Origin of the sequence: Microbulbifer rhizosphaerae (assembly GCF_014191725.1) — a bacterium.
Taxonomy (GTDB): domain Bacteria; phylum Pseudomonadota; class Gammaproteobacteria; order Pseudomonadales; family Cellvibrionaceae; genus Microbulbifer; species Microbulbifer rhizosphaerae.
Genome location: NZ_JACHWZ010000030.1, coordinates 45,883 through 55,373 on the forward strand (window position 1 = coordinate 45,883; position 9,491 = coordinate 55,373).

13 protein-coding genes are annotated in these 9,491 nt (G+C 57.3%); 3 read left to right on the top strand and 10 right to left on the bottom strand.

Annotated elements, in window-relative coordinates; translation table 11 throughout:
- Positions 1 to 128 precede the first annotated feature (128 nt).
- Complete coding sequence (locus FHS09_RS21005) at positions 129 to 449, bottom strand: helix-turn-helix domain-containing protein (RefSeq protein ID WP_183463615.1); 321 nt, start codon at positions 447 to 449, stop codon at positions 129 to 131.
- Positions 450 to 562: 113 nt separating this feature from the next.
- Here FHS09_RS21005 and FHS09_RS21010 point away from each other — a divergent pair, with 113 nt between their 5' ends.
- A complete protein-coding gene (locus tag FHS09_RS21010; protein WP_183463617.1) occupies positions 563 to 2,191 on the top strand; it encodes a hybrid sensor histidine kinase/response regulator in 1,629 nt (542 codons plus the stop codon).
- Between the two features lie 69 nt (positions 2,192 to 2,260).
- Here the strand turns inward: FHS09_RS21010 and FHS09_RS21015 are convergent, their stop codons facing one another.
- The 7 genes from FHS09_RS21015 to FHS09_RS21045 are packed head-to-tail and all read right to left on the bottom strand — an operon-like array spanning position 2,261 to position 7,287.
- Positions 2,261 to 3,421, bottom strand: a complete 1,161-nt coding sequence (locus FHS09_RS21015; protein WP_221192172.1) for a glutathionylspermidine synthase family protein — start codon at positions 3,419 to 3,421, stop codon at positions 2,261 to 2,263.
- Between the two features lie 13 nt (positions 3,422 to 3,434).
- Entirely contained in the window at positions 3,435 to 4,034 is a 600-nt protein-coding gene (locus tag FHS09_RS21020; RefSeq protein WP_183463621.1) for a DUF1190 domain-containing protein, read from the bottom strand.
- 12 nt (positions 4,035 to 4,046) lie between these two features.
- Complete coding sequence (locus tag FHS09_RS21025) at positions 4,047 to 4,463, bottom strand: DUF350 domain-containing protein (protein WP_183463623.1); 417 nt, start codon at positions 4,461 to 4,463, stop codon at positions 4,047 to 4,049.
- Positions 4,464 to 4,478: 15 nt separating this feature from the next.
- Positions 4,479 to 5,129: a YjfK family protein gene (locus FHS09_RS21030; RefSeq protein WP_183463625.1), complete on the bottom strand. Its 651-nt coding sequence runs from the start codon at positions 5,127 to 5,129 to the stop codon at positions 4,479 to 4,481.
- Positions 5,114 to 6,187: an ion channel gene (locus FHS09_RS21035; protein ID WP_183463627.1), complete on the bottom strand. Its 1,074-nt coding sequence runs from the start codon at positions 6,185 to 6,187 to the stop codon at positions 5,114 to 5,116. The genes FHS09_RS21030 and FHS09_RS21035 overlap by 16 nt, the downstream gene beginning before the upstream one ends.
- Positions 6,188 to 6,190: 3 nt before the next feature.
- Positions 6,191 to 6,886: a PspA/IM30 family protein gene (locus FHS09_RS21040; protein ID WP_183463629.1), complete on the bottom strand. Its 696-nt coding sequence runs from the start codon at positions 6,884 to 6,886 to the stop codon at positions 6,191 to 6,193.
- Positions 6,883 to 7,287 carry a DUF2170 family protein gene (locus tag FHS09_RS21045; RefSeq protein ID WP_183463631.1) on the bottom strand — a complete coding sequence of 135 codons (405 nt, stop codon included), beginning with the start codon at positions 7,285 to 7,287 and terminating at the stop codon, positions 6,883 to 6,885. The genes FHS09_RS21040 and FHS09_RS21045 overlap by 4 nt, the downstream gene beginning before the upstream one ends.
- Before the next feature lie 137 nt (positions 7,288 to 7,424).
- Here FHS09_RS21045 and FHS09_RS21050 point away from each other — a divergent pair, with 137 nt between their 5' ends.
- Positions 7,425 to 7,724 carry a DUF6471 domain-containing protein gene (locus FHS09_RS21050; RefSeq protein ID WP_183463634.1) on the top strand — a complete coding sequence of 100 codons (300 nt, stop codon included), beginning with the start codon at positions 7,425 to 7,427 and terminating at the stop codon, positions 7,722 to 7,724.
- 51 nt (positions 7,725 to 7,775) lie between these two features.
- On the opposite strand, the gene FHS09_RS21055 is transcribed toward FHS09_RS21050, so the two are convergent.
- Positions 7,776 to 8,075, bottom strand: a complete 300-nt coding sequence (locus tag FHS09_RS21055) for a hypothetical protein (RefSeq protein WP_183463636.1) — start codon at positions 8,073 to 8,075, stop codon at positions 7,776 to 7,778.
- Positions 8,076 to 8,141: 66 nt separating this feature from the next.
- Positions 8,142 to 8,693 carry a GmrSD restriction endonuclease domain-containing protein gene (locus tag FHS09_RS21060; protein WP_183463638.1) on the bottom strand — a complete coding sequence of 184 codons (552 nt, stop codon included), beginning with the start codon at positions 8,691 to 8,693 and terminating at the stop codon, positions 8,142 to 8,144.
- Positions 8,694 to 9,115: 422 nt separating this feature from the next.
- Between FHS09_RS21060 and FHS09_RS21065 the strand changes: the two genes are divergently transcribed.
- On the top strand, positions 9,116 to 9,418 hold the full coding sequence (locus tag FHS09_RS21065; RefSeq protein ID WP_183463640.1) for a hypothetical protein: 303 nt from the start codon (positions 9,116 to 9,118) through the stop codon (positions 9,416 to 9,418).
- Positions 9,419 to 9,491 lie beyond the last annotated feature (73 nt).

A 9,491-nucleotide genomic window follows, 5' to 3' on the forward strand; every position in this document is an offset into this window, starting at 1 on the left:
CGCACAAGGCGGCTGCAATGCAACGAGCGTGCAACTGCATAACAATCATCCAATTTATTGATATTGTGCGTACATGCTAACAGGAAGTACTTTTGCCGCCATTACCAAAACTGCCAACCTGTCACTATTTACGACGAATTGTATTTGCGCGGGGAAGACGCTCTCCGGCGCGTGTCGCCATCGGCAAGTATCGTGCCTTCTCCCCTCTCCGCCAGCTGGGCAAAAAATGACTCCAGTTCGCCGAGATGGCCCAGTGCCGCCAGCAGTTGCACCAGCGCCGCCAGGTTGCAGCCTCGCCCACTCTCAAACCGCTTCAAGGTGCTAAGGCCTACACCGGAATTCTCAGCCAGTGCCTCTTGGGAAATATTGCGGACCAGGCGCAGTCGACGGAAACGCTCCCCCAGGCGCGCCAGCACCTGCTGCTGTTCTCTGGGGTTTATCGGAGGCATAGGCATTTTTCCCGTGAAAAGAAAATTATAGCTCTTTTATGGACTACTGTTCCCTAGACATTTCCCCATCAGCGTGGTGCAATCCTTGCGAACGGCATATCCAGGATGGGTCGATGGCGAACAATAAAATCCATATCGCTTCCACAAAAACCATCGCGGAGTCCCCTCCCCCCTCGCGGGATTCCCTGGAAATCTATCAGGCACTGCGCAAGAGCGAAGAGCGCTACCGGGAACTGGTCGAGCACGCCAATTCCATTATCATCCGCTGGGACAAGAACGGCGTCATCACCTTCTTTAACGAGTATGCGCAGCAGTTTTTCGGCTATACGGAAGACGAAATCATCGGCCGCCACGTGGTGGGCACCATTGTTCCCGCCAGCGAAAGCACCGGCCGTGACCTGCGCCCCCTGATGGAGCATATCTGCAACCACCCGGAAGAGCATCGCTACAACGTCAATGAAAACGTCACCAAGAGTGGCAGGCGGGTATGGGTAGCCTGGACCAACAAGATACTGACCGATGACCGGGGCGAGGCCATCGGTGTACTGAGCATCGGCAGCGACATCACCAAGCAGCGCCTGCTGGAGGAAGAGCTGCGCCAGGCGCAAAAAATGCAGGCCATCGGCGAGCTGGCTGGCGGCATCGCCCACGACTTCAACAATATGATTCACGGTATCAGCGGCTACGCGGAAGTAATCCACCAGATCACCAGCGACTCCCGCATTGCCGAATACGCCAACAACATTCTCACCACCGCCCACCACGCCGCGGAACTGACCAAACAGCTACTGACTTTTGCCCGCAAGGGTTCCTACCAGTTGATCGAATGCAACACTCACGAAATTATCCGCGATGTCTGCGCCATGCTGGAGCGCACCATCGACCGGCGCATTTACATCGAACAGCAGCTGGACGCCAGCCGCCCCCACGTGATGGGTGATCCGACACAGCTGAAAAGCGCATTGCTCAACCTGGGGATCAATGCCAAGGATGCCATGCCCGAGGGCGGCTCCCTTAGCTTCTCTACCAGTAATGTGTCGGTGGGTGAGGAGATCACCATTTCCGATTTCGAAATCGCCCCGGGCCAGTATTTGCTGATCAATGTCAGCGACAGCGGTACCGGCATGTCGGCGGAAATACGCCGACGCATCTTCGAGCCGTTTTTCACCACCAAGGAAAGCGGGCGCGGTGCCGGCCTGGGTCTCGCGGCAGTCTATGGCACCACTCACCTGCACAAAGGCGCGATTCGCTGCCGCAGCCGCGAGGGCCAGGGCAGCAGCTTCGATCTCTACTTGCCCATTATCAGGGACAGCGCCAGGCAACCGCGACCAGGCGCGGCAGATTCGCCCAGGGAGCGAAAAATTCACATCATGCTGGTGGATGACGAAGCCATAGTGCGCAGCTACTCGAAAACCCTGTTCGAAATGCACGGCCACAGGGTGGAGACTTTTTCCACTGCGGAAGAGGCGATCAGCCACTACCGGCAACACTTCCGGGAAATCGACCTGGTGCTGTTGGATATGATCATGCCGAAGATGGATGGCCAGCAGCTATTCGCTTTTCTCAAGCGCATCAACCCGGAGATCCGCGCGATCCTCGCCACCGGCTATAGCGTGGAAAGCAAGGTGCAGGAGATTCTTGCCGACGGCATTCTCGACTGTATCCAGAAACCCTTTACCTACGAGCAGCTGCAGCAGAAAATTGAAAAGCTGGTGGCGGAGGGAGTTTTGGCTGAGCCGTAGGTGCGCACCGTTCCAAAGCTGGTGTAGATATCCCGTCCCGCGGTGCGCACATCGCACCCTACGAAACGGCTAGCTGACGATGGCGTGCGGCAGGTAGCGGCTCATATCCTGGGTGATCGGGCTTCTGTCTTCGCGCATCGACATCCCCGCCGCCTCGTCGTCCACCAGCCAACTGCCGATCAGAGTGTGGTTGCCTCCGAACTGCGGCAGCGGGTGCAGGGCTTGGTAGATATAGCCCTCCTCGCCGTAGGGCCCATCGGAAACGGGAGCGACTTCGGCACCGCGAACGATCGAGATATTGGCTCCCTCGCGGGAAAAGATCGGCTTTTTCACCAGCGCATCCAGATCCGAGGCTTTATCCAGCTCGTCCTCGAAATAGGCCGGCAGCAGATTGGGATGCCCGGGAAAGAGCCGCCAGAGCATGGGCAGCAGTGCCTTGTTGGACAGAATCGCTTTCCACGGAGGCTCCAGCCAACGGATGTTGTTTCCACCGAGAAACTCGCCGTACTCCTCCCGGAACATAAACTCCCAGGGATAGAGCTTGAACATCCAGGTGATCACCTGGTCCTTCAGGTCGGTGAAATTGCCCTCCGCATCCCGGCCGATATCCTCGATATAGACAAAATGGCTGTCGATGCCGGCCTCGCGGGCGCAGTCCTCCAGGTACTGCACCGTACCCCGATCCTCTTCCGTGCCCTTGCAGCAGGCAAAGTGCAGCTCCCGCCCGGGGGTCAGGAAGTACAGGTCCCGGAAACGGTTGACCAGTTTTTCCTGCAGGCAGTTGAACTGGTCCGCCTGCAGCGGCAACGCGCGGCTGTCCACATTGTCCTGCAACCACAGCCACTGCCAGAAGCCGGTCTCGTAGAGGCTGGTGGGGGTATCCGCATTGTTCTCGTACAGCTTCGCGGGACCGCTGCCCGAATAGGCGAAGTCCAGGCGCGAATAGAGGCAGGGATCGCCGTTGCGCCAGGACTCTCGCACAAAATCCCAGTGCCCCTCGGGAATGCGGAAACGGCGCATCAGTTCGTCATCTTCCACCACCCTGGCCACCACCTCCAGGCACATCTGGTGGATCTCCTCGGTGGGGCCCTCGATATCCTTTTCGATTTGCTCCAGGGAAAACTGGTAGTAGGCGCTTTCATCCCAGTAGGGCTCGCCGTACATGGTGTGGAAACCGAAACCGAACTCCCGCGCCCTGTCCCGCCAGTGCGGCCGCTCCCGGATGGGCATGCGCAGCACCGAATCAGCCCCCCCAGCCGCCCGAGCGTCCGCCGCCCCAACTGGATTTGGCGGAGGCGACCGAGCCGAAGCCGCCGCGGGATACGGTGCGGGTCACTGTGGGCTTGGGCTTCATCGCCGAGCGGTCGACGCTGTAAGAGCCCTTGCCGTAGCGGCCGATCACCGTGCCGTCCGCGGTCATAATGCGGTTGTAATAGGATGAATGGGGGCGGGAGTAGCGGTAGACCGGATTGTAATAACCGGAATGATAGTCTCGGTCATTAAGCATGGAACCGATCATAAACCCGGTCATCAGCGGCATCCAGACGCCGGAACCGGTGCGCTGGCAGCTGTCGAACTCGGTTTCGCACTGGGCGCGCCCCGGGTATTTAGGGCCGGTGCGCTCAGCCTCCGCCAGTGCCTTCTGATAGGCGGCCTCGCACTGCTGTTCGTCCAGTGAGGTATTACTCACACAGTCCTCGATGGAGGAGACCACCTTTACCTCTTCTTTCTGCGCACAACCCGCCAGGGCAGCCGCCACGCCGAGAGCCAGCGGGCGCATGAAAAAGCTCCTGCCGGCAGCTTTGCGCATACGGTTGAGATCAATATGTCTGCTACGTTTCATGGCCGCCCCCGATCAGTAAGACATACAGGCAGCATTGAGCACGCCCACGGCAATGGTGGTCGCGGCCAGCATGATTCCCGCGCTGATCTCCCCTTCCTCGATACGCGCAACAATGCGCGGCATAAAACCGAAACGGATAATAGCAAAGGCGAGCAGCTGTGCGATCAGGGCAATCAGAGCCCAGGTTGCAAAATCCAACAGGGAGACCGAATTGCTGGCGGCACCGCCGAGGGCAATGGCAAAACCCAGTACCGCACCGCCAAAGCCAATGGCTGCGGCGGTATTTTTCTGCTCCTTGATCAGCTTCCACTCGTCGTGGGGCGTCACCAGGGTGTAGAGAAACTTGAAGGCGATAAGCAACACCAGCGACAGGCCAAAATAGGCCGCAAAATGCACAATACCGGTCAATAGATCATACTGCTGATCCATGGGAACTTCTCCTTATTATCCGTGAATAGTTAGCTGTGAAGGGGTTAGGGTGATTCCGGTGCTCAGCACCAGGCAGCGGCTCAGGTAACCGCCCTCTTCCAGTTTTTCCTCTGCCGAGAGAAACAGCGATTCGGTGCGCCGGTCGGAAAGCTCCCGCTCGAACAGCATGGTGAACTGGTCGGTGGTGGAATGATCTCCACCCTCCTCGTAGGTCTTTTCCGCCATATGCACGGGATTGTGATAATCCCCTGCCGCGGTCCACACCCGTTGGTAGTTTTTATTTTCCAGTGTATAGCTGGACTGGCCGATTTGCCGCTCAAGCAGCTGGTCCCAGGCCTGCTTGGAAGCGATGTCCCGGGTGTCGTAAAAGTGGAACAATTTGACATCCACCACATGCTCGTCGCGGTTACCGCCCTCCGCCACTACCTGCAGCCAGGCGTCGTCGTCGGTGTAAAAGCGATACACCCAGGTGCCGTCGAGGTCGATGACCCCAGCCGCCTTAATAATCTGCGTGGGTGAACAGGATTCGATGGTCAGCTCGTCCAGCATCAGCTTGATGGCGAGCGGGTCCACCTCAAAACTGGCGCCCAGGCGCAGGCCCATAATGGACGGGGTCTGCACTGTAGGGGCCGGCTTGCTTATTCTCTTTATCAGCTTGGCGAACATTCTGTAGTCGCTTCCATGGCCTGATTTTTGATCGCGAAACAGCGTTTTTCATCCAGTCGCTCCGCGGAGATGTAATAGAGAGTATCCCCTTTCTCCACGGTTTCATCCAGCGCGGGATTGATATCGACCTTCTGCTCACCGGCGCGCCGCACGCCGATCAGCGTAGCGGCCAGATTGTGCTTGAAGTGATCGAACAGCCCACCCACCGGCAATGCAGCTTCACCCTGGTAGGGTACGCTGTACTGGGTCATTCCATAGGTACTGTCCAGCAGCTGGCGATGCAGGCGGGCGGAACCCGGGTCCAGTGAGGACTTGGCCAGCAGCTCCACCGCCACCGAAGGGATACACTCGATCTTCGGGCAATGGGCGCGCAACAGCTCGCCCACCGACTCATCCTGGAAATAGGCCGTTTTGTGGCTGTCCGGGCTCACCTTGTCGCAATAGAGGGCGGTAGTGAGGGTCACGTCGTCCAGGGGGTTGTCGATAATAATCCGCGAGGCTCTGTCCAGCGCCGCCCGCTGCATGGTTTCGGCGTGGGAGAAGGATTCTACCCGCACAAAATCGATACGTTCCGGCAGCGGATTTTCAATTTCCGCATCCACACACAGAACCACATGCCCGGCGTCACCATTGGTCTTAGCCAGCAACAGCTCGACCAGGCGCAGGGTTCGGGGGCCGTTCCAGCCGATAATAACCGTGTGATTCTTGAGATTGATCATACGCAAACCTTTCTTTCCCCGGTGAGCAAAATCGGAAATCGCAAATCCCACCTTGGTGATCACCATGGCGAACAAGCTCAGGCCCATGGGAATCACCCACAGACTGACCGCCAGTTTTCCCATCGGAGTCGCAGGGGAATAATCCCCGTAACCCACCGTGGAAGCGGTAACCACCAGCCAGTAAAGAAAATTCTCCCGGGCGACGATCTCCGTTTCGCCGGCGGCGCTCAGCAACAGGTAACAGGTAGCCGCATAGAGCGCGACCGCAAAGATCACCGTGGAGAGATTGGCCCTAATAAAAAGCGACGCCAGAAGGCGTCGCACTTTATACAGCAACACGGATTAGGCCTTTTCGCGGCTTGCCAGCAGTTGTGCCAGTTTATCGCTTCCGCTGACCTGACCGCCCGGCTGGATCCCGGCCGCTTTCAGTTTGGCTTCCAGGCTGGAGCCGCTCTCGTCCGCGGCCAGTTCCTCGGCCGCCTCCAACTCGGCAGCGCGCTGCTGCTGTTTGTTCTTGATGCGCTCCAGGCTGTCCAGCGCAGTCTTGACTTTGCTGTTTGCCCCCATATGGCGGGTGGAGACAGCAACCTGGGCCTTCTGCACCGACTCAGTGGCCTTGATCTGGTCGATCTGCTGCTCCATGCGGCGCACGTTGGTCTTGGCCTTGGCAATATTGCTCTTCAGGGAGCGCTCGGAATTGAGAAAGCCTTCGAGCAGGCCCTGCTCGGTTTGCAGCTGCGTCTCCAGCTCCGCCACGCGCTCGGCGCACTCGATGGCGAGGCTCTCGTCGCCCTTCTCGCTGGCGGCAATGGCGTGGGTGCTATAGCTTTCGATATCCACCTGCAGGGAGTTGACCTTGTTTTCTGCCAGCTTGCGCTTGGCCATGATTTTGGTCAGGTTCTCGTCGCAGGATTTCAGTTCGGATTTGGCCTCGCGCAGCTCCTGATCCAGGATGCGAATGGACTGGCTGTCGACAATAGCCTCGGTACCTTCGTTTACCGCACCGCGCAGGGCGGTCCAAATTTTTCTCAGGCTCATGCCACACTCTCCTTCTCAAGATGCTCTGCATACAGGTCCAGGAAATCCCCCACATTGGTGAACAGGGTTTCAATCTCCTCGACCACCACCTCCTCCTTACTGGACACCGACAGCGCACCGAAGGCAACGTAGTAGTCCTCGCCACCAATATTGTTGATACCGATAGTGGTGAGCGGCACCAGTTGGTGGGTCTGCAGGATCAGCTTGTTCAACGCCGCTTCATTGGCGACATCCGCGACGGGGAAGAGAATGGTCTCCACCACTATCTGCTTTTCGCCGGCATAGACAAAGGCGTCGACGCCCTCGTCGTTGGAAATGCTGAGGCAGTCCCCCTCCGCCTCGACCACCCACTCCGGGTGGCGCTCGGCCAGTTCCTTAAGGTTCTCTTTGTTCCAGGTCATCTCGACTCCCTTTCAGGTGTGGAATATTGGTCACGAATATAGCAGCTAAAATTAGAGCGTCAATAGCTTATCAATGTTTTTTGTTGCATATCTTCCACGCAAAGCTATCATAGGTCACATCTTGAGCGAGGATATCTATGGACCACAAGCAAAGCCTGGAAAACCAGCGTGCGCTCACCCCTTACAAGCAGGCCATCGCCCGCTATGTGCGCGCCTCCATGGCCCTGAAGAGCGTGCGCTACAGCGACCTTGCCAGCGCGCTGGACGAAAGGGGCATTTCAGTCACGCCGGAAAACCTGCGCAGCAAGGTGAGCAAGTGCATGTTCTCCGCCGACCTGCTGGCGGCCATTATCGATGTACTCGGTGTGGAAGACAGCGCGATGCGGGATATTCTCAAACAGGCGCGCGAACTGCAAAGCCCGCGGGAAAAAATCTGACCAGGGGAAGGAATTTACCGGTACTCGGGGGGAGGAAACCCCACAAAGCGGTCAATAGTGCAGCAGTTTGATGATAGGCTCGCCGTTATCGCACTCCCCCACCACCACCGGCTCGGTGATTTTCGAGCCCGCCTGCAGGATCTTGTTGCGGGGATAGGGGACAAAGCAGGCGTACCTGAAGTCCACTGCCCAGTTGCACAGCAGGCGCCCCTCATCCTCCTCGTAGAAGCGCAATTGACAGAAGCTCAAAGTGGGGCTATCCCCCTCCACCTCCAATAGAAGAACACTATTCTCACCACTACTGTAGGCAACCGGCAATATCAGACCGGCGGCGAGCAACCACTGCCTCATAAGGCCACCCGTTACAACGACCGACTCCAGTTAAGCTTAGCAGCGGCGGGCGTATTTCTCCTCTGCCTAGGAGCCAGCCGCCAGCGTCTGGAAGCGGCTGGCTTCCGCCAATTTGGGCCGCAGGCCATACTTTTGCGCAATCGCCATAAAGCGCTGCACGTAGAGAGCGGCCACAGGCGCATAGGGCGGCATCCACCCATCGGGCCCGCGATCCCCCTTGCTCTGGTTGCGGCCGTCGTCCACCAGCCAGAGGTTGTCCGGGTCTTCGGCAAACTGCCGCTTCAGTGCCCTATCCCAGTGGGCACCGCCGTGATCGTGGGCCCACTTCAGCGGCACTATATGCTCCACATCCAGATCCGATGCCTTGGTATAAAAGTTGCCCGTATAGGGGTCCATCCACATCCCGGTAGCCACTTTGCACTTGTCGGAGCGGGTAAACGTGACCGGAGCCAGAGAGTAGCGGATTAACAGCTCGTGGCGGGTGTCCTGACAGTCGCGATCAAAGTCTGACCAGCGCGGCAGCCAATCTGCTCTCTTATAGGAATCCGCCGGTACCGATGCGCTGACCAGCAGGGAGAAAAGGAATACAACTCGTGCGGAGATTGATCGAATACGCATACGACTTCTGCCAACCAAATTCTGGCACTATCGTACACAAAACTAGAAAACCGTAATATCGACCAATTCACTGAGTTTTGAGTCGCAGATTGGTGGCGGCTACTTTCAGGTTGGGCGCGTTGATAGCCGCTTAGAACCTATTCAGAATATCGCGAAGAGCTTTCCAGGGTGGGGCCTCTCTCCCACCCAGTCTGGCAGCCTTATGAGAAGACTTTAAACAGGCGCCAAGTTAATGAGAGCAGGTCCGCAGCCGGCAACGGATGGATATATTTTATCCAGCTGCTTGCAGATTTGTCATATTCTTATTTCTATCAGCAAATCAAAAATAAGCGTTCCAATTACTGGTAATGAACGCAGGATACAAATATTATTCGACCGCTTGTGGAACATCACTGCATAATCAAAAGCTTCTAAGGAAACTTATGGATAATTTCGGCAAGGCCGCCATATTAGGGGGCTGTATGATGATCGCTGCCTGTGGTGGTGGTGGAGGCTCGGATGATAGCGACGGTCCGGCACCAGCAACCAGACTCAATTTCACCGTCCAGGGATCGGTCGTTGAGGCGGGAGCGGCGGACATCGAAATTACTGTCGGGAGCGAGCGCTTCAACACTAATGCAGATAGCAACGGCGTTTACTCATTGGAACTCAGCTTGGATGAAGCCCTGGCAGGCATGATAGTCACCGCGAGTGCCAAGACTTCACCCGGTAGTTGCATAAATTAATCGGATCTCAGTCATGAAACGCCTTGTTTTACAGGCTCGATCACGGACTCCATCAGTGTCACTGGAATTCACC